The organism is Jonquetella sp. BV3C21, assembly GCF_000468895.1.
GTDB lineage: Bacteria > Synergistota > Synergistia > Synergistales > Dethiosulfovibrionaceae > Jonquetella > Jonquetella anthropi.
This window is the reverse complement of the sequence record NZ_AWWC01000019.1, coordinates 10,965-36,118: the sequence shown is the minus strand read 5'-3', so window position 1 is coordinate 36,118 and position 25,154 is coordinate 10,965. Positions and strand designations below refer to the sequence as shown.

At 58.4% G+C, this 25,154-nt stretch carries 15 protein-coding genes and 2 CRISPR repeat arrays; of the genes, 3 read left to right on the top strand and 12 right to left on the bottom strand.

The window, feature by feature from the left end:
* Window position 1: 1 nt before the first annotated feature.
* The 5 genes from HMPREF1249_RS05040 to mnmE all read right to left on the bottom strand — a co-directional run bounded on the left by HMPREF1249_RS05040 (window position 2) and on the right by mnmE (window position 6,595).
* Window positions 2-2,290: a RelA/SpoT family protein gene (locus HMPREF1249_RS05040; RefSeq protein ID WP_008523296.1), complete on the bottom strand. Its 2,289-nt coding sequence runs from the start codon at window positions 2,288-2,290 to the stop codon at window positions 2-4.
* Window positions 2,291-2,321: 31 nt separating this feature from the next.
* Window positions 2,322-3,983 carry a single-stranded-DNA-specific exonuclease RecJ gene (locus tag HMPREF1249_RS05035; RefSeq protein WP_008521905.1) on the bottom strand — a complete coding sequence of 554 codons (1,662 nt, stop codon included), beginning with the start codon at window positions 3,981-3,983 and terminating at the stop codon, window positions 2,322-2,324.
* Between the two features lie 63 nt (window positions 3,984-4,046).
* Window positions 4,047-4,388, bottom strand: coding sequence for a LapA family protein (locus HMPREF1249_RS05030; protein WP_008523297.1), 342 nt, complete (start codon window positions 4,386-4,388; stop codon window positions 4,047-4,049).
* Window positions 4,389-4,564: 176 nt separating this feature from the next.
* Window positions 4,565-5,164 (bottom strand): nitroreductase family protein, encoded by a 600-nt coding sequence (locus HMPREF1249_RS05025; RefSeq protein WP_008523298.1) that lies wholly within the window; start codon window positions 5,162-5,164, stop codon window positions 4,565-4,567.
* Window positions 5,165-5,230: 66 nt separating this feature from the next.
* A complete protein-coding gene (mnmE, locus tag HMPREF1249_RS05020) occupies window positions 5,231-6,595 on the bottom strand; it encodes a tRNA uridine-5-carboxymethylaminomethyl(34) synthesis GTPase MnmE (protein ID WP_008521909.1) in 1,365 nt (454 codons plus the stop codon).
* 152 nt (window positions 6,596-6,747) lie between these two features.
* Between mnmE and HMPREF1249_RS05015 the strand changes: the two genes are divergently transcribed.
* Genes HMPREF1249_RS05015 through HMPREF1249_RS05005 form a run of 3 tightly spaced genes read left to right on the top strand, consistent with a single transcriptional unit; the run spans window position 6,748 to window position 13,192 of the window.
* Window positions 6,748-7,326: a chromate transporter gene (locus HMPREF1249_RS05015; RefSeq protein ID WP_231286755.1), complete on the top strand. Its 579-nt coding sequence runs from the start codon at window positions 6,748-6,750 to the stop codon at window positions 7,324-7,326.
* Entirely contained in the window at window positions 7,323-7,874 is a 552-nt protein-coding gene (locus tag HMPREF1249_RS05010) for a chromate transporter (protein ID WP_008521911.1), read from the top strand. Before HMPREF1249_RS05015 ends, HMPREF1249_RS05010 begins: the two co-directional genes overlap by 4 nt.
* A gap of 50 nt (window positions 7,875-7,924) precedes the next feature.
* Window positions 7,925-13,192: an Ig-like domain-containing alpha-2-macroglobulin family protein gene (locus HMPREF1249_RS05005; RefSeq protein WP_008523299.1), complete on the top strand. Its 5,268-nt coding sequence runs from the start codon at window positions 7,925-7,927 to the stop codon at window positions 13,190-13,192.
* Between the two features lie 148 nt (window positions 13,193-13,340).
* Window positions 13,341-14,364: direct repeats of the CRISPR family, unit length 32 nt; unit sequence GTTTCAATTCGCGCGCCCGTGTAGGGCGCGAC.
* Window positions 14,365-14,678: 314 nt separating this feature from the next.
* Window positions 14,679-16,956: a CRISPR direct-repeat array (repeat unit 32 nt; unit sequence GTTTCAATTCGCGCGCCCGTGTAGGGCGCGAC).
* Between the two features lie 224 nt (window positions 16,957-17,180).
* On the opposite strand, the gene cas2 is transcribed toward HMPREF1249_RS05005, so the two are convergent.
* Genes cas2 through HMPREF1249_RS04965 form a run of 7 tightly spaced genes read right to left on the bottom strand, consistent with a single transcriptional unit; the run spans window position 17,181 to window position 25,031 of the window.
* On the bottom strand, window positions 17,181-17,471 hold the full coding sequence (gene cas2 / locus HMPREF1249_RS04995; protein ID WP_008519395.1) for a CRISPR-associated endonuclease Cas2: 291 nt from the start codon (window positions 17,469-17,471) through the stop codon (window positions 17,181-17,183).
* Window positions 17,472-17,481: 10 nt separating this feature from the next.
* Window positions 17,482-18,510, bottom strand: coding sequence for a type I-C CRISPR-associated endonuclease Cas1c (gene cas1c / locus HMPREF1249_RS04990; RefSeq protein ID WP_008519397.1), 1,029 nt, complete (start codon window positions 18,508-18,510; stop codon window positions 17,482-17,484).
* Window positions 18,497-19,144 (bottom strand): CRISPR-associated protein Cas4, encoded by a 648-nt coding sequence (gene cas4 / locus HMPREF1249_RS04985; RefSeq protein WP_255348311.1) that lies wholly within the window; start codon window positions 19,142-19,144, stop codon window positions 18,497-18,499. The genes cas1c and cas4 overlap by 14 nt, the downstream gene beginning before the upstream one ends.
* Before the next feature lie 50 nt (window positions 19,145-19,194).
* Window positions 19,195-20,103: a type I-C CRISPR-associated protein Cas7/Csd2 gene (cas7c, locus tag HMPREF1249_RS04980; protein WP_008519400.1), complete on the bottom strand. Its 909-nt coding sequence runs from the start codon at window positions 20,101-20,103 to the stop codon at window positions 19,195-19,197.
* Window positions 20,100-21,899: a type I-C CRISPR-associated protein Cas8c/Csd1 gene (gene cas8c / locus HMPREF1249_RS04975; protein ID WP_008523302.1), complete on the bottom strand. Its 1,800-nt coding sequence runs from the start codon at window positions 21,897-21,899 to the stop codon at window positions 20,100-20,102. Before cas8c ends, cas7c begins: the two co-directional genes overlap by 4 nt.
* Window positions 21,896-22,612, bottom strand: coding sequence for a type I-C CRISPR-associated protein Cas5c (gene cas5c, locus HMPREF1249_RS04970; protein WP_008519404.1), 717 nt, complete (start codon window positions 22,610-22,612; stop codon window positions 21,896-21,898). Before cas5c ends, cas8c begins: the two co-directional genes overlap by 4 nt.
* Before the next feature lie 28 nt (window positions 22,613-22,640).
* A complete protein-coding gene (locus HMPREF1249_RS04965; RefSeq protein ID WP_021775932.1) occupies window positions 22,641-25,031 on the bottom strand; it encodes a CRISPR-associated helicase/endonuclease Cas3 in 2,391 nt (796 codons plus the stop codon).
* Window positions 25,032-25,154: the final 123 nt, after the last annotated feature.

The following is a 25,154-nucleotide window of genomic DNA, read 5'->3' as shown; positions in this document are numbered from 1 at the left end:
TTTATCCCCTTTTCACGTCAATGACGTTCCGCACCCCGCCAAGTTTTGCGATGAGCGAGTAAAGGTGCTCCACGTCCCTGACCATAACTTCCATTTTCATTCTGGCGTGCCCTGCGGCGACGCCAATCTGAGTGGCGCGGACTGAGTTGATGTTCGCCTCGCTGTTGGCGCAGACCCGCGCTACATCGGCGAAAAGCCCCGACCGGTCGACAGCGTCGATGACGATCTGAGCCTGATACTGTTTTCGGGACGTGTCACCCCAAGCAACCCGAACCCGGCGTTCGTCAACAACATCGGCGATGCGCTCGCAGTCCGAGCGGTGAACCATGATTCCGCGGATCTTCGTCACGAACCCGACGATATCGTCCCCTGGCACAGGACAGCAACACTGGGCCAAGGAGATCTGTATTCCCCCTGTTCCCCCGACAACGATGTCGCTGTCCGACTTGTTGCGAAGTTTGTGAGGCCCCTCAGTAGCCGAGGGCTGCTCTTCAGCCTCACTGTGATTGGCCGCCTCGGCAATTCGCCCGGCAGTCTGAGATGTGTTCAGCTTTCCGGAGCCGAGAGCGAAGTACAGGTCGTCGTAATTGGACAGCCCTAGGTCTCGGGCAACCCGGTTCATCGACGTCGAGAGGGCCTCCAGCGACGTGAAGGCGTCTCCCAACCGGGCCCGCAGTTCCCTTTCCAGAAGCTCTTTGCCGCGCGAGACGTCGTCTTCTCTGGCTAAGCTGTCCAACCGTTTGAAGTACGCCCGAATTTTGCTCTTGGCCTTGCTGCTTTTGACGAACCGCAGCCAGTCGCGGGACGGCTTGGCGCTGGACGACGTCATGATTTTGACGATGTCGCCGTTGTGAAGCTCGTAGTCGGCCGGCACGATGCGGTTGTTGACCATCGCCCCAACGTATTGCTCTCCTACCTGAGTGTGAACCGAGAACGCGAAGTCGACGACCGTCGAGCCTCGGGGGAGATTTTTCACGTCCCCTTCCGGCGTAAAAACGAACACGTCGCTGGTGAGGACGTCGTCCTTCAGCCGCTCCATGAACTCTTCGGAGTTGGTCTCGTCGCTGCCTTCCAAAGCCCGGCGAATCCACTCCAGCTTGCTGTCCAAGTCATCGACGTGGCTGTCGCCCTCTTTGTACCGCCAGTGGGCGGCGACGCCGTACTCAGCCCGCCAGTGCATGGCCCACGTCCGAATCTGGACCTCAAGAGGCTCGCCCGATGGCCCCAGAACGGTGGTGTGAAGCGACTGATACATGTTGTTCTTCGGGTTGGCGATGTAGTCGTCGAACTGGCCTGGGATAGGCTTCCAAATGGTATGAACTACGCCCAGGACGGAGTAGCACTGCGCCACGTCCTCCACGATGACCCGCAGAGCCAGCAGGTCGTATAGCTGGTCAATGGAGAGCTTCTTGCGGTTCATCTTCTCGTAAATGCTGTAAAAGTGCTTGGCCCGCCCCTTGATGGAATTCTTAATTCCCATCTCGTCCAGCCGGGCCTGAAGGATCTCCAACGCCTGCTCGACGACCGCTTCCCGCTCGGGAAGCCGCTTTTTAACCTTGCTCTTGATCTCGTAGTACATCTCGGGGTCGTAGTACTTGAACGCCAGGTCCTCAAGCGTCCGCTTCATCTGGTAAATACCCAGACGGTGCGCCAGTGGCGCGTAGATCTCAAGAGTTTCCTTGGCGGTCCTTATCTGCTTGTCCCGGCGCATCGCGCCGAGACTGCGCATGTTGTGAGTTCGGTCGGCCAGCTTGATGAGCACGACCCGAATGTCCTTGGCCATGACCAGGAACATCTTCCGAAGGTTTTCCGCCTGATAATCCTCAAACGTCTTGAACGGGAGCTTGCCGAGCTTGGTTACCCCGTCGACCAGCGTGGTGACAACTTCGCCGAAGCGTTCCCGCATTTGTTCAGCGGTGCACTCGGTGTCCTCCAGCACGTCGTGAAGCAGGGCTGCCTGCAGCGTAGCCACGTCCAGCTTCATGTCGGCGAGTATTGACGCGGCAAAGACGGGGTGAATGATGTACGGCTCGCCGCCCATACGCATCTGCTCGCCGTGAGCCCCCGCGGCGAAGACAAACGCCTCGCCGACGCCTTTCAGCTCGTCCCGATTCAGGTAGCGGGATATTTTCGACCACAGCTCCCGCCAAGCATACGTGACGGTGGCGGAGCTCTGAGTGGCCGGCAGCCGCCCGATGTAGCTGTCCCGCAGGCTGTTCAGCTCTCTTTTGCCCGCGGCGGTCATCTCCTGAGGAACTGGTGTTCCGGTCGTTTCCTGCGTCACCGTCATCACTCACGCCCCCTTCCCGTCTTTGGGCCGATCAGGCGCCGCGGCCCAAAACGATCTTATCCACCACGAACTGGACGTTCCGACGTCCCCGCCAGACGTTGATCCTCGGCTGGTAAATCCAGCCGGCGATTCCCGGCGCGTCGTCAATCTGTCGGGCGCCGCCGAACGCCAGAAGCCGAGCCCCCCGACAGTTCACCGTCAGGTGACGCCCGTCCTTGCCGAGAGGCTCATACACCTCGTCGGCACAGCTCGGCACAAAAAACGACGGCGCCGGATTGCCGTTCCCGAACGGGCCGAGTTTGGCCAAGTCGCCCAAGTCGTCCATCTCGATGCGAAGCGGGTCATACAGGATGGCCTCGTGCCGCTCGGCTACCGGCTGGACCTGAGACAGCAGTTTGTTCAACCCCAAGGCCACTTTCGGCCACTGGGCCGCTGAGACGGAAAAACCGGCCGCGTACTGATGGCCGCCCCAATCGTCCAACTTATCGGAAAGCTGTTTTAACAACTCGACCGCGTTAGCCCCTTCGGGCACGCGCAGCGTGCCCCTGACGCCCCGCTGCGTCGACGCCGCTAGGGCAAACCCCTGCCGCCGTTCGTGACAGAGCCGGCTGGCGATGCCGCTTAAGATGCCTACAGGCCACGACGGGTTGAAGAAGACCTGCGTCGAACAGTCGGTATCCAGCTGTTTTGACAGGCTGTCGGCTATCTGGCTCGACAGGTCCCGGCGGCGCTGGTTGACCTTCATGAGGCTGTCGACGTTCTGTTCCGCGTCGCCCAGTTGGGCGACCACGTTGACCGCCAAATCAGCCGCGCCGAGACGCCCGGCGGCGTTTAGGCTGGGAATCAGCCTCATGGCCAGATCCCGCTCGTCCAGCGACGCTCCCTCGAGCCGCAGCGCCGAGATGAGCCGCCCGAGACCTCCAAACGGGCGGCGGCGCATTGAATCGAGCCCCTGACGGATCAGCTCTCGGTTAAGAAATTCCAACGGCATGCAGTCGGCGATGGTTGCCAGACCGGCCAGCTGAACCAGTTCGAGCAGCGATTCTTTCGGAAACAGCCCGGATTGGGCGGCCCAACACCATAAAACGCCGGTTGCGCAAAGCGTCCGAGCCTCTCCGTCGCCGTCAATCTGGGGGTTCACGAGCGCGTCTGCCTCGGCGAGCTCTCCGTCCACCAGATGGTGGTCGAATATCAGCACGTCCATCCCGGATTCCTTGGCAAGAGCGACCTCGCTGCGGTCGCGGGAACCGCAGTCGGTCACGATCACCGTCTGGATTCCGGACTGCGCCGCCATGCGGATGCCCTCGCAGTGAAGGCCGTAGCCTTCAGTTGACCGGCGGGGAATGTAGTAGTACGTCCGAGCCGCGCCGCTCATCTGAGCCAGAGCCATGGCCAAGACGGTTGACGACACGCCGTCCACGTCGTAGTCGCCGTATACCAGCACCGACTTGCCGCGAAGGGCGTCGGACCACTTTGACGCCGCCCGAGCCGCGCCGGATCCCAAGTTGAGCGAGCCCAGCTGATCCACCAACGGCTGTTGGCGTAAAAACTGCGGGATCTGATCTGCCGCCACGCCCCGGCTCTCAAGGACCGCCACGCAGAGGGGCGAACACCCGAGCCCGCGGGCTCGGGTTTCCCCGCCCGGCTCGGGTCTGAACAGGTCTAATTCTTCAATCGTACAGGTGGCGATCAATGATTTTCCCCTTTTCTATTTCGGCACGTCTGCTGCCAGTTTAAGCGAAAGTCTTTGTCCCAGTTAAACCTTCAGGCCGCCTTCGATGAAGTTGATCTCTTCTTCGGTCGTCCCGGCCGCCTGAGCCGCCGAGAGCAGGGCTTCCCGCTCCTTCTCGAGGGCGGCGATCCGCAGCTTGCTCCGAGAGAGCTCCCGGGCGACCCGATATCTATTTTCCCAACCGGCGACAACGGCGAAAACGCCCATCAGCAGGACACCGAGGCCAAACATGAGGACCTCCCACAGCCCCTGCGGCAGGGCAAATTCCCACGCCAGCCACCGAACCGAGATCATGTCCGGGTTCTGAACCGCGAAAATCGCCGCCAAAACAGCGGTCAGCCCTAAGCCAATTCCGTAGCTTTTCACGCCGATCACCTTCTTTTCGTCCGAGCAGCTGAATGTATCGTTTTATTTTATCATGACGGGATAACCGTGTCCCCTCGAAGCGCGCCTTGAAACGACGCGAGGGTTTCCGGCATGTCCTGCCGAAAACCCTCGTGATACGGGCCACCGAAATGTGCCGCCGGCCCGACGCTGTTTATTCAGATGCCCCGGTTGTCTCCCCAGGTATTCCGGCAGGTAAACTCGTACACCTGCTTGCGCTCCCGAAGGGACGCTTCGGCTTCCTGAAGCTCCTTCGGCAGGGCGTCCACCTTGCCGGGGAAGCCCAGCGCGATCATGGCCACCGGGATGACGGTCTCAGGCACCTTGAAGGTGTCGATGACCCGCTGATGATCAAAGCCGGACATGACGTGCCCAAACATGCCCTTCGACGTCGTCTCCAGCAGGAGGTTCTGAACCGCGAGCCCCAAGTCAAACTGGGCCGTCGGGTTTGGCTTGCCGTTATGCTCAAACACCGTGTCCGCCAGAGCAACCAACAGCAGGCTGGCGTCCTTCGCCCAAGCGGCGTTCTGCGGGACGAGACAGTCCAACAGCCGCTGGAACTCATCAGGGTGCGCCCGAGACGCCACGATGAACCGCCACGGCTGGGCGTTATAAGCCGACGGAGCCCAACGGCTCGCCTCAAGGAGCGAAAGGATAAACTCCTTGCCCGGCGCTTTCGTCGGATCAAACGCTCGGGGACTCCAACGTCTGGCGATGAGGTCGTTAATCGGGTAGCTGGTACGAGCCTTCTTCTCCAAGAGAGACCACCTCACCTTTTTTCTGTCTTCTAACATTATAACATGATGTTTCAGATTTCCGGCCGGTCACTTGCCGACACAGAATCGGCTGAAGATCTCATCCAGCAGGGATTGGTCGTTTTCCAGCCCTAACAGGCGGTCCAACGCGCGCTTCGCGTCGGCCAGACAGGAGGCGACCGCCCCTTGTCCCAGCCCGGACTCAAGCGCCAATCGACCGTCCTCTAGGCTCTCCGACGCGGCCTTCAGCTCGCCGACCTGGCGAACGCTGGCGTTTAAGCTGTCGTCTACCGACTTATTGCCGTAGGCCAGCGACACGATCGCCTCTTTGAGCTCGTCGAGCCCCGCGCCTTTTTTCGCCGACAGGACGACTAGCGGACTGTCGGGAAACTGCTCGGCCAGCTCCTTCTCGTCGAACTTCCGCTCCAAGTCGGATTTAGAAATGACGAGCACGTGGGAACCGGCCGCGGCGTCGGCGATCAGCTTCATGTCAAGGTCGTCAGCCGGCCTGGATCCGTCGATAATCCAGACGCGAACGTCCGCGCTCTTCATGGCCTTTTTCGCCCGCTCGACGCCGAGAAGCTCCACCTCGTCATGGCTCGGCTCTCCCATGCCGGCGGTGTCAACCAGCCGCAGCGGGACGCCCCGATACGTCAGGACAGCTTCGACGATGTCCCGGGTTGTCCCCGGCACGGACGTGACGATTGATCGGGACTCCTTAAGAAGCGCGTTGAGCAGCGACGACTTGCCGGCGTTCGGACGGCCGACCAGCGCGACCCTGACGCCTTCGCGCAGAATCACGCCGGACGCACAGCGGTCCTTTAAATCGGCCAGCAGGGACCGAAGCACTTCCATCCGCTCGGCCAGCGTCCCGTCATCGACCAGCGGGACGTCCTCATCGGGAAAGTCGAGGCCAACTTCGACCTCTGCGGCGAGCGAGATCAAGCCGTCCCGCAGGTCCTTCACCTGTTCGGTCAGTTCGCCCGACAGGGTTCGGTTCGCCGCCCGGAGGGCCTCGTTGCTGCGGGCGTGAATCAGCGCGGCGACCGCTTCAGCTTGGCTCAAGTCAAGCCGGCCGTTTTCAAACGCCCGGCGGGTAAACTCGCCCGGCAGGGCTTGTCTGGCTCCGGCGGAAATGACCAGCTCCAGACACCGCTGGGCAAGGAGGCTGCCGCCGTGGCAGTGAATTTCAACCACGTCCTCGCCGGTATAGCTTCGAGGGGCCTTGAAGGGCAAGACCAGCACGTGATCAATCGTCTGTCCCCACTCGTCGGTCAGCTGGCCGTTGTGAGCGTACCGAGGCGTCATTTCCCCGCATGGCAGAATGACTCGGGCATGGGCAATCCTCCATGAATCAGGCCCCGACAGGCGAACGATGGCAACGCCGCCGTCTCCCCATGGCGTCGCAATCGCAGCGATGGTATCCCCCCACATCGTCCCCACTCTCCTTTCCTTCGGTCTGAGCTGTAAAACCACCCGTACGTTCGCTTTTGTCCTATTATATCTGTATTATAATGAAAGATAACGAGCTGACTGACGAATATTTGGCGTATGCCAGCAGCTTGCGGCACGAAAGGGGTTACGGTATGCCCAGCAACGTACTATCTGACCGGACAAATTCCCTGAGCCCGTGGGGAATTTTCCGCACAATTTTCCGCATCAGCGCCACAACCCTCGGCGGCGGCGCCGTGATGATCGGCGTCATCAAGCAGGAAATGCTCCGCCAGGGGCTAATCAGCGACGAGAAACTCACCGACATGATCACCCTGTCCCTCTCGTCTCCCGGCCCTATGGCCAACAGCATGTCGTTTCAGGTCGGCTGGGAACTGGCTGGCGCGGCGGGAGCCGCAGCCGCTGTGATCGGCATGGCGCTCCCGCCGTTTATCACCATTCTCGTACTGGCCAGCTGGCTGCTCACCCACATGGGAATGGGACACACGTCGGCGTTTTTCGGCGGCGCGGCGGCCGGACTCGTCATTCTCATGGGGTCAATCGTTTTTGACATCCTGAAAAAGAGCGTCGCCCGGTCGAAAATCAACTGGTTCGTCTGCGTCGGGCTGTCTGCCGCCATGATCGCGGGGCTGCCGCCGATTCACGCGCTGTTCGGAGGAACGGTTCTCAGCCTCGTCCTTCACGAGTGGGATCGTCGGAGGGCGCAGAAATGATCCGGCTCTTTTTTATCTTCGCCCGCATCGGCCTGCTGACCTACGGCGGCGGGCTGGCGTCGCTGCCATTTCTCTACCAGACGTTCGTCCTGGAAAACGGCTGGATGACCGCCGGCGCGTTCGCCGAGGTGACCGCGTTGGCCCAGATGACCCCCGGCCCGATCGTCCTCAACGCGGCGACCATGCTCGGCTGGCGGTTCGGCGGCATGTGGGGCTCGATAGCCTGCTCCGCCGGCGTCGTGGCCGCTCCGCTCCTCGTCGTCGGAGCCCTCATGTGGGTCATTCGGACCGCGTCCGGAAAAGCGGCCCTGTGGGTCGACCGAGTCCGCATGGCTATGAGACCTGTCGTCGCGGCCATGCTGGTAGCCTCGTTGTGGAGCATCGCCCGTCCGGTAGCCGGCCGGCCGGTTCTGTGGCCGCTGACGCTGCTCGCGGCCTGTCTGTGGTGGAAAAGCGCCTTTATCCGCTCGTACCCGCAAGTCATGCTTTTTGCCTGTGCCTTGGCGGCTTTAGCGGCGAGTTTCACGCCGCTTGCAATATTTTTTTAGCTGAGCGCCTAGCAAGTTTTGCGCCTATCGATCAACAAAGGAGGTCCATTATGGCTCAACGCTCCAGATTCATTCACACCATCTCGGCAGCCTTGGCGACAGTCACGCTCGCCGGCGCCGTCGGGTGGGCCGCGACGACGGTCAAGTCGTTCTCCCCTCAGGGAGAACTCACCGATCCGAAACGTCCCATCACCGTCGTCTTTTCCGATCCAATGGTGGCACCTTTAGCTGTCGGGAAGAAGTTCCCGCTGATGGCCTCGCCGCTTCGGATTCGTCCGACGGTGGACGGCTACGCTGTCTGGAAGGACGTCAACAAACTGCAGTTCACGCCTCAAACCGAGTTCCCAGCAGCAACCGAGTTTTTCGCCGACTTCGGTCCCGGCGGCATTAAGGACGCCAAGGGACAGCTTCTCGCCGGCCAGCAGAACTTTTCTTTCAACACTCCGGCTTTAAAACTCGAAAAAGTCAGCCAAATCGGCATATCAGACAACCGGTGCACGCTGGAATTCGTCTTTTCGGCGCCGATTTCACCCCAGCGGCTGTACGGTTTTTTGTCCATTAAGGATTCAGAAGGAAATCAAATTTCCTACACCGTCGATACGAAGCAGCCTCAGAAAAATCTGATCGTCACGACTCAGTCCGTTGACGACGCAAGCGCCTTAACCTGTTCGCTTGCCGCCGGTCTCCGGCCGGACTCCGGCAGCCTTGGACTGGCCAATACCGAGGAGTACAACGTCAAAATCACCAGACAACTGGAAATTGACAACTCCTACACCAACAGCGGAAGAATCGTCTTCTCCCTGACAACGCGCGTGGACGTCGACGGCATTAAGAACTTTATCAAAGTTAAGCCGAACGTCCCGTTCCGAGTTTCCAACTCGTACGGCTATCTCTACGTGGAAAGCGACTCGTTTGTCCCCCGCTCAAGATTCACCGTGACGCTGAAAAAAGGTCTTGGGGGCGAATCAGGCCTGACGCAGGACTACGTTAAATCGTTTGTCTTCCCTGATCTGTCCGCAGATATTGAGTTCACCGGCACGGGCATTTTCCTCTCGCCATCTCAGGAGCCCCGTATTCCAATCCAGACGACGAACGTTCAAGACGTGAGCATTTCCGCTTACCGCGTTTATGACAGAAACCTTCCTCTGGTCCTGTCCAGCATTCAGTCCGCCCGGTCAGGCGACTGGGGCATCTCTGACGCCGTTCAGTGGGCCAAGCTTTTGACCACCAAAACGTTCTCCACCAACGGCGAACTGAACAAACCCGTCACGCGAGCCGTGAACCTGAAATGGTTCGACGAAAACCCGCACGGGTTGTACCTGCTCAAAGCAGAAAACAACGACGAGGACAGCTACTCCTCCACCGTCTGGCAGCTCGTGTGCATCAGCGACATGACCCTTTCCGCCCGAGTGTACCGTCAGGGACTCCACCTGTGGGCCAGCCACATTTCCGACACCAAACCGGTGGCGAACGGAACGGTTACCGTGTACTCGAGCAAAAACTTGATCGTCGGCACCGGCACGACCGACGCTGACGGCCTCGTCACCATCGTCCCAGAAGAACCTTGGACGAACGATACCCAGCCGTCGCTCGCCGTCCTGCAGAAGGACGACGACGTCACGCTCGTTCCCTTGGACGGCGACCTGCTCAGCGACCGGGGCATAAACACCGACGGCGTTCCATGGACCGACAGCCTGGACGGCACTTGGATCCTGCCCCGCAACATCTGGCAGCCGGGCGAGACGCTGCAGGCCCAGGCCCTTGTCAGAAACGCTCAGGCCCTGCCCGTCCCCGAAGTCCCGCTTCGCTGGAGCCTGAAGGGCCCTAACGGCGAACTGAGCAGCGGCTCGTTCACCCTGTCGAAGCTTGGGACGGCCTCCCTTGAGACGGCTCTGCCCGACGCGATGGCCTCGGGACAGTACTCGCTCGTTCTCGAGACGCCGGGCGCGAAATCGCCCATCACCGTTCGCACCATCCAAGTAGAAGAGTTCCGGCCGCCCCAGATTGAGGTCAAGTTCGTTGACGCTCCCGACATTCTCGTCGCCGGAGAAGAGACCCCGATCAACTTCCAGTCCGACTACCTGTTCGGCGCCCCGGGCTCCGACCTTCAATGGGAGCTGAGCTACCGCGCCGTGCCGATGGAATGGACCGTTCCTCAGCTCCCGGGATATCACTTCGGACCGTGGAACTACCGCAAGATCGCCTCGGAAGCCGACAGGCTCGCCGAGGACACGCTTGACGAAGACGGGAAGGGATCTTGGACGTGGCCTGAAGATCCCCCGTTCTCGTCGCCCGAAGCCGCTCCTATGAAGCTGAACCTCATCCTGTCCGTTCAGGAAAAAGGCGGGCGCTGGTCCGGCAAAACCTTATCCGTCCCGCTGCTTCCTGACAAATACATGGTTGGCGTGCTTGTCCCAGAATCGGATCTTCGTCCCGGCGTAGCGGTCGACATTCCTCTGGCTCTCGTTGACGCTCAGGGCGAGCCCGCATCAGGCAAAGTGGACGTCAAGGTCTCGCGCGTTGACTCCGAGTGGGTCATGGTCACAGAAGACGGCAGAAGCCGCTGCGTGTGGCAGGAAAACCTCGTTGAGACCGAAGCGACCTCCGTATCGGTCGACGGCAAAGGCTCCATCAACTACACCCCCGACGACGAGGGCGAATGGCAGCTTGAATTCTCCTGTGGCAAAAGCCGAACGACGATCCGCCTTTGCGCGTGGAAAGGCGCCCAGCCGGCGGCCCTCACTGGCCCGGAGAACCTCACCTTGTCAACCGACAAGGAAAGCTACAAGGACGGCGAATCGGCTCATCTGACCGTCAAGAGTCCCTTTGCCGGACGGCTGATCCTCTGCTCCGGCACCGACAAGCCGCTGTTTATCAAATCGCTCGACATGGCCGACACTCAGACGACCGTCGACGTTCCCACCGACGGGTTAATTCCCAACGGCTGGTGCGTCGCCTCTCTCGTTCGTCCGGAAGGAAGCAAGCGCCCCTACCGAGCCCTCGGAGCGATCGCAATTAAGAAAGACTTGACCAGTTCCCTGCTCAAAGTCACAGTTAACGCCCCCGAAGAGACCGAACCCGGATCGTTCAACGCCGTCATCGAAGCTCAGAGCGCCGACGGCAAGCCAGTCAACGGGACCGTCACAATTGCGCTGGTTGACCGGGGCATCTTGGGAATGTCCAACACCGACAACTCAGATCCTTGGAAGTGGTTCACCCGGCTGCGTCGGCTGGACGGCTCCACCTGCGACACGTACGACCAGCTGATGAGCAAACTCGACTTGGGCGTGCCGGCCCTTCATCCTGCGGGCGGCGATGCAGAATCCTGCCGAATGGCCATGTGCGAAGGCGACGTCTACTCGCCCATCAAAGCTGAAGACTACGTGCCCACGTCGATCTGGGAAGTTGACCTGCCAATGAAGGACGGCAAAGCGGACGTTCAGCTTGACATCCCCGAATTCCAAGGCAGCGTCAGACTTGAAGCCTTCGTCGCCGCCTTGGACGGCGTCGGACGTCAGACCGAACGGATCAACGTCGCCCGTCCTCTGATGAACAGCGTTTCCCTGCCCCGATACCTCGCCGCTGGGGACCAGTTCACCATCTCCGACCAGATCTTCGCCAAGGAAGACGGCCCTGTGCAGCTGACCGTCAAGCCGGAAGCCCTGCTCGACGCGTCCGGCGATCCTGCCCAAACCGTTAAGGTCGTCAAGGGACAGGCTACCGTCCAGTTGCCTGCACTCACCGCGCAGAAGTCGTCCGGCACGGCCAAGCTGACCGTTCAACTCAGCCAGGGCGACCTGTCGGCCTCTCAGACCGTCTCCTCGATGCTGCGTCCCGCGTGGCCGCACGTCGTCCTCTCGGGCGGCGGGAAGACCGACGGAGAATCGAACATCTCGATGCCTCAGGAGTGGTTCCCCGGAACCGGCACCGCTTCCGTCACCCTGTGCGGGAGCCCCGTCTCTGACGTAACCAAGCTCCTTGAAGCTACCGACGGCTGGGGATCCCGGATTCAGCAAGTCATCGCCCTCGGCTGGATCAGCATCGGACTGCCCCAGGCCCTTGGCGACGAAAGCCTGACTAACGAAGAAGAGTTGGCACGGAAACTCTACACGTCGATCACGTTCCTCAAGGCGCTTCAGAACTACGACGGCTCTTGGAGCTACTGGCGCGGCGATGATTCCGGCGACATCTACACCACCGCCCAAGTCCTCCACCTGCTTTCCGCCATGAAAGAACACGGCGTACCTGTCGACGAGAGCATGATCTCCCAAGGCACCCGGTACCTTCGTCAGAGCCTGTCGGACGAAGTTCCGGCAGACAACGCGGCTCAAAAGCTTGACCTCGTTGGCCGCGCCTACGCTTGCTACGCTCTTGCCCTGTGCGGCGACGCGCCGCTCGGTTGGATGAACTGGCTGATTGACCAGAAGACCCTGCCGGCTGATGGCTCAGCTCTCCTGTCGGCAGCATGGGCAGTGGCCGGCGACCGGAGCAAAGCCGAAACCATTTTGGGAGGCAAGGCGCCTTCGCTGGTCGACAAGCCGAACAAAAGCTGGTCGCCTGCGCTTCAGAGCCTAGCCCTTCGGCTGATCGCTCACGAAGCCATCGCCCCCGGCGGAGCTGACGCCCGCAACGACGCCGAAGCAATCGCCGCCGCTCTGGCAAAAGACTCGCTGTATTGGATTGACAGCTCGACCAGCGGCCTGCTGATCGCCGCGCTGTCCTCGTTTGCGGAACACGCCGGTGAATCCGCCTCATCCGGAACGCTCGTTGACTCAACCGGCAAAGAGCTGGCAACCTTTAACGGCTCACCGGTCACTTGGACCGGACCGGTGGACGGCCCCCTGACCGTCAAGGCCCAAGGTGGGACGCTCTGGTACAGCTGGTCGGTCCATGGCGTACCCTTGAACCAGCCTGCTCCGTTCGCCAAGGGAATTAAAGCTTCTCTGACCCTGACGGACAAAAACGGGGAGAAGATCAACGCCCAAGACGTCAAACTCGGACAGGAAGTCATTCTCCGCGTGACCGTCAAAGCGAACAGCAACAGCGCGAACCTGAGGACCAGCGTGCTCCTTCCCGCCGGACTTGAACTGACCGAGGCGGGCGAAGGAACAACGGGGAACGTTGGATCGCTGCGAATTGACAAACGGCTTGATCGGGTCATCCTGAACGCCGTCAACGCAACAGGCGAATTTGGATGGAACTTCCCCTGCCGGGCAGTCTTCCGCGGAACGTTCATCATTCCGCCTCTGTCCGTCGAATCCCCTGCCAACCCCGGCATCGGGTATCTGGGCAAAGCGGACAAACTCGTCATCAAGTAGCTAATCAAAGAAAAACGAAGAGCCCGGGAAGCAAATGCTTCCCGGGCTCTTCTCTTTGTATGCCAGTGACAGCACAACGTAAATTTTGATGAATCGTTTCAATTCAGACACGTCCTAGGGCCACCATAGCGTAAATACGTCCGCCTAGGTTTCAATTCGCGCGCCCGTGTAGGGCGCGACCCTTAGCCGATAATCGTATCTATGCGACAACGACTGTTTCAATTCGCGCGCCCGTGTAGGGCGCGACTGCTTGCCCCGCAATTGATACCTTCTCGCGCTGTGTTTCAATTCGCGCGCCCGTGTAGGGCGCGACTGTCAGGCGTCTCCACAGCGACGTTGGCCGATGTGTTTCAATTCGCGCGCCCGTGTAGGGCGCGACTTGACGCCGCTCCTCAGCCGTTCCGACCCAGCAAAGTTTCAATTCGCGCGCCCGTGTAGGGCGCGACCAACTGGATACCGACGCTATTAGTCCCGACGCTCGTTTCAATTCGCGCGCCCGTGTAGGGCGCGACACGGGACATCTCCACTTGCGCGGAGGTTAAACTGTTTCAATTCGCGCGCCCGTGTAGGGCGCGACGCCACGCAAAAATGCAAAAAAACAGCTCCCCTAAGTTTCAATTCGCGCGCCCGTGTAGGGCGCGACCTTTTACATATTTCTTGTCGCGTCAAGCAGAGGAGTTTCAATTCGCGCGCCCGTGTAGGGCGCGACCGACGTTTCGCCGAGCTAGTAACCGCTGTTTTGTAGTTTCAATTCGCGCGCCCGTGTAGGGCGCGACGGTCAAAGTACTCTGTAATGTGGCTCGGATTATGGTTTCAATTCGCGCGCCCGTGTAGGGCGCGACATAGACAACAGCAAGTCTTAACGCTCACAGACCAGTTTCAATTCGCGCGCCCGTGTAGGGCGCGACCGAAAGATGGTATACTGAGTTATACCATCAAGATGTTTCAATTCGCGCGCCCGTGTAGGGCGCGACATGTCCTCTTACGATTTGAAGGCAAAAAGGGCATGTTTCAATTCGCGCGCCCGTGTAGGGCGCGACGCGCAACGCTGGCCGCGAAACGCTTTGTAGAACTGTTTCAATTCGCGCGCCCGTGTAGGGCGCGACAAAACGGGTCGTGAGTATAATTACGTATTACGAGGTTTCAATTCGCGCGCCCGTGTAGGGCGCGACGCCTTACAGCGCGTTGATGTAAGGCGGCACATCAAAGGAGCGATCACATGGACGATGACTACATCAGCGTTTCAGACGCGGCCAGCATTACCGGCCTATCCGTCTGGGGCGTCCGCAAAAAGATAGAGAGAGGACAAGTGCCAGGTGTCCGCGCAGTTCGCACCGGCTCCCGCCCGCTGTGGCTAATCCCGCGGCTTTGGGCCGAAACCTATATCCGGAGTAACACGGGGCGAAAGCCGAAAAGACCTTAGATAGTCCGAACACATAACGCCGTGGGGACAAAAACGGGTCGTGAGTATAATTACGTATTACGAGGTTTCAATTCGCGCGCCCGTGTAGGGCGCGACAGAAGAGCTTTTGGAGTCAAAAAAGCGAGATGAAGTTTCAATTCGCGCGCCCGTGTAGGGCGCGACATTTTTTGCGAGGTACCCCAGCGGAAATAGAGGCTGTTTCAATTCGCGCGCCCGTGTAGGGCGCGACTTGTCGCGCCAAGCAAAGACGAAGACAGAGGAGGTTTCAATTCGCGCGCCCGTGTAGGGCGCGACTGCCTAAAGTTGACGATGAAACCAGGGCAAAAATGTTTCAATTCGCGCGCCCGTGTAGGGCGCGACAAGCCACGCCGGTAACATAATCATACCAGACGTGGTTTCAATTCGCGCGCCCGTGTAGGGCGCGACATTTTGCAATCTGTCATCGCGTCTTTCAGATACAGTTTCAATTCGCGCGCCCGTGTAGGGCGCGACAACAAGCTCTTTTGCGGGGATTTCTTCTTGGATGGTTTCAATTCGCGCGCCCGTGTAGGGCGCGACCCCATATCCTTGCGACGCTCAGGGGCATAGACGAAGTTTCAATTCGCGCGCCCGTGTAGGGCGCGACGTCTTGAGTTTGTTTGCGCTGTCAGCGTTGCAGTGTTTCAATTCGCGCGCCCGTGTAGGGCGCGACTCGGCGAGGGCCTGTTCTATATCTCTTTGGAGGTGTTTCAATTCGCGCGCCCGTGTAGGGCGCGACAAGTCAGTATTTATCGGCCTTCGCGACACTTGACGTTTCAATTCGCGCGCCCGTGTAGGGCGCGACGATGGAAGTCGCAAAGGCGACGGCAGTCGCTCAAGTTTCAATTCGCGCGCCCGTGTAGGGCGCGACATCCTGATTGCGAACCGACGAATCGGGAAAGACGGGTTTCAATTCGCGCGCCCGTGTAGGGCGCGACTTTACACCGGGCGAAAACGTCGCCAAGAAAACAAGTTTCAATTCGCGCGCCCGTGTAGGGCGCGACGGGGGCCGGATTCCCGGCCCTCACCACAAAAATTGTTTCAATTCGCGCGCCCGTGTAGGGCGCGACGATACAAAGACAAAATGACCGGTCAGACCAAAGAGTTTCAATTCGCGCGCCCGTGTAGGGCGCGACTTGTACGCTTCACGCCCGCTGGTTGCGTCAAAAGGTTTCAATTCGCGCGCCCGTGTAGGGCGCGACAAAAGCTATTTGTGCCCGGCGTCGGACGCGACGACGTTTCAATTCGCGCGCCCGTGTAGGGCGCGACGTATAATGCTTGCAAAGCTCCCTTGGTGAATCATGTTTCAATTCGCGCGCCCGTGTAGGGCGCGACTCGAGGTTCTGCTCCTAGTAAAAGTAAAGTAAAAGTTTCAATTCGCGCGCCCGTGTAGGGCGCGACATTGGTCGGACAACGCAAAGCATCTATCGGTGGGTTTCAATTCGCGCGCCCGTGTAGGGCGCGACTACGGACAGGCAGAGCCTGTCCTATCGTGCGCGAGTTTCAATTCGCGCGCCCGTGTAGGGCGCGACCAAGAGCGGACGCAAAAAGGGCAGGTCGGACGAGGTTTCAATTCGCGCGCCCGTGTAGGGCGCGACGCACGACAGAGACGTCATGCCGGACGGGACACGGTTTCAATTCGCGCGCCCGTGTAGGGCGCGACTCCCGACAAATTTAAGCCGCTTTGAGCCTCTTTAGTTTCAATTCGCGCGCCCGTGTAGGGCGCGACATATGCAAATCGCCGCGCGCCTGTCGCCCAAGATGTTTCAATTCGCGCGCCCGTGTAGGGCGCGACAGGATTTATAAGCCCGTTGCATGAGCCAGACGAAGTTTCAATTCGCGCGCCCGTGTAGGGCGCGACCTACACAGACATTCCGCTAGCTTGCCAAGGGGGGGTTTCAATTCGCGCGCCCGTGTAGGGCGCGACGTCGCCGAGCAAAGAAACGGTCAACCGAGTACGTGTTTCAATTCGCGCGCCCGTGTAGGGCGCGACCCTGTTTTTTGCCAGGACGGGGGTAAAAAGGACAGTTTCAATTCGCGCGCCCGTGTAGGGCGCGACTGACCCTTCTTTCGGGGTTGACTTTGGTTTCAACGTTTCAATTCGCGCGCCCGTGTAGGGCGCGACCCGGTGGCTCCGTTAATTTTGTCAGCGTAGCCAGGTTTCAATTCGCGCGCCCGTGTAGGGCGCGACTAGGACAGGCTCTGCCTGTCCGTAAGTGCGCCCTGTTTCAATTCGCGCGCCCGTGTAGGGCGCGACGTATCTCTGTCATCTCGACCAACCGGAGAAACAGGTTTCAATTCGCGCGCCCGTGTAGGGCGCGACACGCATTTCTTCGTTCCTCTTCGTTGCTTACTTCCCGGCCTCTTTTCCGCGACCGTCTTTTCTTTTGCCCTTTTTGGCATTCTGCGGGGAGGTCTTTTGCTTGTGTTTGCAGGCAGACAGGACAGCGCGGCCCTGTTTTCTCTTTATCCCTTCACTCTCCCTAGAACCGCCAGTCCTGCGGGCATTTTATTCTCCCGCGGCGATCTGACCGCTTAGGGTTCGCGCTATAAAATCAGGTTTCCCTGCGGGTTGTAGCTCTTTTTTGCCCCGATAACTTCTACCCGTCTCTGCCAGTTGGCTCCCAGCATGTAAAACCTTAGGCTGTCGTGTTCCATGTCAATTTCATTGAGCAGATCCCTTCTGAGCTGAACCCACTGAGCTGGTTCGAGCAGGCATTCAAAGACCGAGAATTGCACGCGCTGGCCCCAGCTTTCGCAAAGTTTTGCAACGTGGTTCAGCCGACGCGTTCCTCCTTCTCCGCACACGTTGACGTCATAGGTAATCAATACGAGCATGGCCGCGCTCCTACTTCAGGAAAAACGGCGGGTAAAAATCAAGGTCCCCGCGCAGGAATCGCGCCAACAACATCGCCTGAACGTGAGGCAGCAAGCCGAAGGATATTTTTTCGCCTAAAACTGGGTGAATTATTTCCGTCCTCTTTCGATTTTCCCACTCGTTAAGAAAAATTTCCTTGCGCGCTTTTTCTGTTAAGGCAACTCCGCCAGCTTCGTCCGTCTCAAAATCGTTTGCCTGAAGCTGTTCGCGGTTTACTAACGCGAGGACAAACCGATCGACGACGACGGCGCGAAATTCTTCCATCAAGTCAAGCGCTAAGCTGGGACGTCCGGGGCGGTCTTTATGAAGGAATCCCACAGAAGGGTCAAGTCCGACGCTTTCCAATACGCCGGTTATTTCCGCGGCGAGCAGCGAGTACCCCAGCGACAGAAGCGCGTTGATGGGATCCGACGGCGGCCGTCGAGAACGGCCGTGAAATGAAAAGGTCTCCCGGTTCTTTAAAATCATAGAGTCGAAACAGCGAAAATAGATGTTGGCCGCGTCGCCTTCGAGGCCTCTCAGCTCATTGAGGTCGGTTATTGTGAAACCCTTGAGCTTGACAAGCAGCCCAGCCATGTCCCTGACAGCTTCATCAAATACATTTGTTTCTCTTTCTCGAGCATGGCGAAGCAGGACGGTCCGGGCGTTGGATATTTTGCTCAGTAGGAAAGCAGTTGCCAGTTCAGCCGTTTGAACCGGGTCATCGGCACGCCGAAACTGCATCCGTCGGAGCAGGACGTTGCCTCTGACTGGTCCGCTGATTCGTCCCCGAAAGCGCCCATATACCGATAGATAGTTGATCGTGACGTTGTTAGCAAGACACAGGTTCATCGCGTCGGGAGTGAGCATGACTGATCCGAAACAGACAATTTGCTCCAAAATATGGACAGGAAACTGCTGGGGCGCCTGATCTTTCGCGCGAATTACCAGCGCTCGTCCGCTGCATGAGATTTGCCCTTCGTCATAGCTCAGGTAGAGCGTGTTTTTAAGCTGTTTCATGGATGATCGCCTCTACGGTATTCAACACATATTGCCTTGTTTGACCTCTACCTCGAAGCTCCGGACCGCACAAGTCCTTCATTGAACAGCTTTTGCACTTTTTATCCGCCTCAGGCGGCGGGAGAACTCCGCTCTGCAGAAGCGAGCGCGCTCTGCAGCAGAGTCTCTCCACCAGATCCCTGAGGTCTTTCGTCAACGTCACTTCAGTTCGCCGGCGCGTTTGGGCGTAAAACAGCACACCGACGGGAACGGAAACTTGCAGCATTTCTTCAAGACAGAGCGCTTGGCCGCAAAGCTGCACTTTGTCTGCCATGCCGCCGGCACCGCGTCCCCGTTTGTATTCCACTGGGAGCGGCGTCCAGCGCCCACGCCGCTGCGGGAGACGGACGCCGTCGCTTGACTGGTAAAACTCCACCGCGTCGCTTACCCCGTAGAGACCGAGTCGAACACACCGAAGCGGAAGTCCCCGAACCGAAAGTACGCCGTCACGAAACTCCTTTTCGTTGCTGTGAACGCGCTGATGTACGTCTGTCCCCGTCGCCGTCAGGTAATTTTCTTCCCATTCGCCTTCCATGTGAATGAGCGCCCACTGGCGCTCACAGAAAAGCAAATGCTGAAGTTCCGAGAGGAAAATCTCGCTTTCTCCGTCCAGCAGTCGGGGCTCTGCCCCGGAAACATCCTTCTCTATATCAGGACGATTTTTTTCCGCTCAGTCAGCTCCTGCCCGTCCAACGTCAGCCGATAATCGCCGAACGACCGAGGCGTGACGCCGTCGCTCACTGCAACGGCGATCTTTTCAAACAAGTCGGCCGCCGGGGCGGAACCTAGCGCGGACGAGTGCTTGAAGATGACGAGCCGACGGGCGGTCATCAAGCCTCTGGCGGCTGACCGGTCAATTTCGAACATGTTCAGTAGCGCGTCCCAGAAAATTTCCATGTCCTCTTCGGAGAACCCGGTCTGCTGGGCCAAAAACGGAGAGACGAAGCCATGAGCGCAGTACAGGGCGTACGGAACCGTGAATTTTCTGCCCATGGTCCGTTCTTTTTCCGCGTTCTTTTCGTTGGTGACGGCCATGCGAGTGATGCAGTGTTCCGCGACGACGATCGGCAGCTGCGAGCGGGCGAAGGTCAGCTGAATCGGACCGCGAACCTGCCCGGCGGTCTTTTTCCCGCCGCTGTCGCTGCTGCCGGTTGACATCACCGCTCCAAAGGCGCGGACGTCGTAAAAACGCGCGCACATCAGCTGCTGAGCGGCCATTTCAACCTGCGGGTTCTTATCTTTCTTTCCATCTTTCTTGTTCTCGCCGGAAGATTTTTTCTCCGCGTCGTCCCACGCTTGGCCGATCATGGTGTTCAGGACGGCCTTCTCCTTGATGAAAACCTCGTATCCCTCTTTGGGCTGGCCTTCCGGCGTCCGGCAGGCCATCATGATGTAGTTGCGGACTTTTCGTTTCAAGCACACGTCGCTGACAAGACCGTGACCTGTCTCCAAATCGATCCGCGGCTGGTTGTCCATGTCGGGGTCGCCGTTCGGGTTGCCGTCCTGCACGTCAAAATAAAACGCGAAGTCGTATCGGTTCGTTAAAGTCGTCATCTCTGCTGTTCCTTCCTTTCTTCATCGTTATTCAGCTGAAGATCCTCTTTTTTTGCTGACACGTCCTGATTCTGGTGATAGTAGCCGAGGAAAAATTTCCCCTGCTCGTAGAGGTTTAGCTGTCTGGGAAATTCGCCGACCCCTTCCATAACGCTGGCGAGCTTATTTTTCCACCATACGGCGCGTGGAAGACGATCTTGCGATATTTTCTGCAGATGGTGAACTGATAACTTAAAAAGCTTTGGGAACACGATTCCGGGCGTGGACGCCGCAGCGCCCAAAAACCGACTTGTAATGCTCTTGTTCAATTCCCCCTGAGCGATCCGTTGAATTGACTCTAAGATAGAAAATACCCTGCCCAGAACGTAACTGGGATCTTGACTCGCGTCGTCCAGTTTCACGCCAAAGACCTCCTTTTGTTCGCCCGCTGAAGTTCGCCACCGGTTCAGCGTCCCTCGAAGGAGTGATGCCAGTTCCGGCCTCACTTCCTGTTCTGCCCGAATCCGTACGATTGCCCGCTGGAAGCCAGCCAACGGGTACGGCACGCCGTCCACCACGCTGGACAATAATCCGCTGGGAATGTTGGGCGGCAGCGATTCGATTTTTCCGTCCAACGCCATTGCCCAGAGGATTCGGTCCAGCGGGAAGTTCACGACTTGGCCGCCGTAGGCGTCGATGGCCGTATCCTCCAAGTGACGGCGCAGGTTCGCCGCAAAGTGTTCCGTGCTGTCCACCCGCCAAAGCCTGACGGCAATTCTTGCCGAGTTTGCGGTCAGTCCCAAGAGGCAGAAGCGCCCTTTTTCGACGACCAGATCGGTTCCCTGACGGATATGGTCAAAAACGACTTTTAATCGGCCGACCTGCTTGTCCGGGTCTCCCTGCAACACGGCCCGAAAGTTCCCTTCTGACGCCGGATTTTCGCCGCCGATCGGCGCGTCCTTCGGAACCGACCAAAACACATAGGTGTCTTTTCCGATGATGGCCTTGTTCTTCTCCGAGGCGAGGAGCTGTTTTAGCCCTGAGGCGTAATCGAAAGCCGCTGCTTGGGAAACCGGCGCGTTGTAGCCCTGTTCTTTGTAATATGAGTCGTATCCCGAGTCTTTCTGGCAGCTCACCAACGACGCGCCGGTTTGTTTTCCCCCGCGAATCAAGAAGTCCGAGTGAATTCGGGCCAGCGGCGCCCTTTGGCCAGTAATCAGGCAGACGCCTTCCTCGCTGGGCTCAAAGGCTGCCAGATTTCTGGCCGCCTCTTGGGCCGGAACGGGCAGGTCACCGTCAATTAAACGGAACGTCAAGTTCCCGCCCGCTTCAAGGACGTTTCCCAGCGTTAGGTCTTTTAGGGCGGCGTCTAAGCCCTCTGGATTTTCGTAAAAATTGATGATCGCCTGAATTTCCTTAGAAAGGGTCCGGTCTTTCGACCGTTTTAGGCAGTCCTTCGTTTCTTGAATAAACGCGTCCAGCCGCTGGCGAAGGCCTTGATCGTCCTGCGCCGTGTGGATTTTTTTCTCCTTGTCGATTTCCGCACCCAACAGGTATTTGGCGTTGTCCCACAGAACTTTTGCCTTCACTCCGCTCGTGCGACTGACCGTATCCGGCACAAAATACCGTTTGCCTTTGAGGAACGATTTCCCTTTCGGCCCGACTTGCTCTTCCTGCATGTCATAAAACTGGTGAAATCGGCCGGTTGAATCAATTTCCACCAAAAACTTGAACTCCACGTCGCCGCAGCCGGTGGGAATGCCTGTTCCCACTTTCTGGCGGCGTTGCTCGTATTCGTACAGCGCCTGCAGAATCATCGCAATACCGCCTCGCTTTCCCAGTCGGGGACTTTAATAATTCCCCGGTCCATCTTGGCCCTGAAAAACGCCGGCTGCGGGTCCTCCGGCCGCGAAAAATCAAGGTCGTACAGCATAATTCCCAAGTCTCTCGTTTCGTCGATCGGCTGGCGTTTCTCCGTTTCCGGGTGGTCTATCAACCGCACCTCGCTGCAGGAAAATTCTCTGCACCCCAAATATGGCGCCATAAAGTGCTGCCCCTTTCGGGCTCGGCGCTCAAAAATCCCGTAGTACTTTCCGGGGTTTTCCCCTGACCGAATAATTTCCCGCTCGTTCTCGTCCCCCAAGCAGTCCGGCACCTGCAAGAATGTCCTCGGACGCTTGTGAGGCGGGATGTACTCCAGCTCGGCGACCAATCGGTACCGCACGTCCCGAAGGAGAATCGACGCTTTCTGCTGCCTGTGGTCTTCGATGCACAGCCCGCCGGAACTGAGCTTCATCAGGGCGCCAACTTCGTTCCGCCTGAACGACAGCCAGCGAATCGGCTCAAGCACGTGAATTTCTCTGATAATCCACCGAATCGCCGGTTTCCAGAAGATGGCCGTAAAAATTCCCCGTGCCGCCGACGGCGTGATGACGTCGTAGCTCACCCGCTCAACCTTCATTTCCGGCCGGGTGAAACACGCGAAGTCTCCCGCCACCTCCAGACAAAAACTTTTGTTAAAAAAATCCATTTGCTTCCCTCCTTTCACGTTGAAATTTTTATCGGATAAAAAATCCTACTGACGGTTGGCCGATGGCTCCGGTTTCCAAGTCGTACACGAACGCCTCGGACTGGACAAAATATCCTTCATCCGTCTCGTCAACAGCTCCAGAATACCGGAGTTCTTTCAGTTTGCTTTCCGGAATGCTCACCGAATACCGCTGAAGCGCCCGCAGCAGCTGGGGATTCGCCCCATTGCGTTTGAGCTCCCCAATCAGTTCTGCTCCGGCCCCGTAGGCCACAAAAACGCTCTGACGTCCTTCGTCGTCAATCATGTGAAAATCTCTTCCAAACGTGCGGAACTGAAATTCAAAACACTCAGCGTTTTCCACAAGCAGTTCGTAGTATTTTGACTGGTCAAACGTCCCGACGTCCCGATACAGCCTGTTGAAGTATTCCTTTATGACTGACGGGCAAAACAAATCAAACTCCGTCTTTTGGCCCAGCATGGCCTTGAAGGTCTGCTCGCCTTTGAGCAGCAGTCCCACGGGAGACGGCTTCATCGGCGAGAAAAGGTACAGCTGCCCCAATTTGCCCAGCTTGTTCAGTTGCCCTTCCCGGTTCGCCCGGCCAGCGGCCTGAACCGCCGAGTCAAGCCCGCAGAGCGCCCGAAAGACCACCGGAAAATCGATATCGACTCCCGCTTCAATGAGCTGGGTGCTGATCACGCGAACGGTCCTGCTCTCGTCTTTCAGGAGTGCTTTTATCTCGCCGATTCGATCGCTCCGGTGCTGAGGGCACATGTCCGCCGACAGGTGGAATAAATTCTCGCCGGAGCGGCTTTTTATCACTTCGTACAGCTCCCGACAGTCGCCCCGCCGGTTGACGACGGCGAGGACTCGCTGGTGTTTCAGCAAGTCGTCGGCCAGCTCGTCCCACGTTCGCGGCTGGGTCGGGTTGTAATCCCGTACCCATTCGGCCCGCAACAGCTTTTGATAAAGGTCCGCGCCCGCCGGAACAATTTGGCGAGGCTCCGGCAGACCGGGAAACGAAACGTTCTGACCGTCGCTAAAAGTCCGCGTTAAAGCCGGTTGGGTTGCGGTGCACAGAAGGACGGTCACGCCGAAATGCTTAACCAGTCCTTTCAGGACGGACAGCACGCCGCGCATATGCTGCAGCGGGAGCATCTGGGCCTCGTCGAGAATGATGACGCTGCGGGAAATATTATGTATCTTTCGGCAGAGCACTCGACGGTCGGACAGCAGGGACTCGAAAAGCTGAACGTTTGTGGTGACCACAATCGGCGCACCCCAGTTTTCAGCCGCTAGTTTGTTCTGAAGCGTTTCGCGCTCCGGCAGGATATTGGAGTGGTGCTCCAGAACTGCCCCAGTGTCACCGAAGATGCCGCGCAGCACGTCCGCTGTTTGTTCGATTATCGAAACATATGGTATTGCATAGATGATTCGGCGCCTACCATTTGTCAAGCAGTGTTCCAAAGCAAAAGCCAGAGACGCAAGCGTTTTTCCGCCGCCGGTCGGCACGGTCAGCTGAAAGAAGCCGGGCTCGCAGTGACCGGCCTGTCGGCACCAGCCGAGTACCTTCGATCTGACTTCGTTGACCGGGCTTTTTTCCGCCAGCCGTTCCTTTTCGTCCATATAAGAGTCGAACCGGTGCTTCAGGTCCTGCATGTCGAACTGGCGGGACCGTTGTGCGGCCTGGTCGGGGCGGCAGAATCGTTCGGTGTCTAGCGAGTCCGCGTCAACCAGAGCCGAGTAAAGCATTCGAACCCATAGATTGAGATATTCTCTCGGGACATCCTCCGAACCGTCATCGGCAAACCATTTTTCAAGCCACTGGCGGATTTCCTCATTCAAGTTCAACGCTACTGAATCGAGACGCGTCAGCTCGGCCGGGTAGTCCACCTGCCGCGCACCTGTCCCGAGCGCCTGCCGAAGGGGATTCAGAAGGCGGCTGACGTCCAGATCGCCGTTTTTCGTCGCCAGCCGGTTGATGAGCGCCCCGCGGCCGCCCGTGCGCCAATCAGCCAGCCCAGCGTGATGGCCGGCAATGGCGTAGGCCAACCCAGTCAAAGGTCCTGAAACGTTCGGCTCGTCCCAGTTGTCCCAAAAGCCTTCCAGTACGGCGGCCGCTCCGGCTTCGCTGTGTGATACTTTATGAATAGGATTTTTCTTCTTGTCGTCGTCCTTGTCTTCATCTTCGGAACTTTCTGAGGAAGCGCTCTCGTCATAGTCTTGAACGCGCAAGTATTCTTGCCACTGACACGTACTTTTACCTAAATCATGGTACATCCCAGCGAGCCGCCCCCAAAAACCATCTCCCCATTGATTAGCAAAAGACTCCGCCAGCGCGGCAGTGCCGCGAACGTGCTCTTCTACTGTCTGTTCGATAAGATGGTCTTCCTCGCGTCGAGTGTGAGCGATTGCTTTCAAGGTTTGCGACCTCCTTTGGCCCCAACATATGAAATGTTCCATATAATTTATTTTAAAATTTCATTGTAATGAGTATCCGTCTTTTCTTTATCTTTGTCAAGTGATCAATTCATCACGACGAAG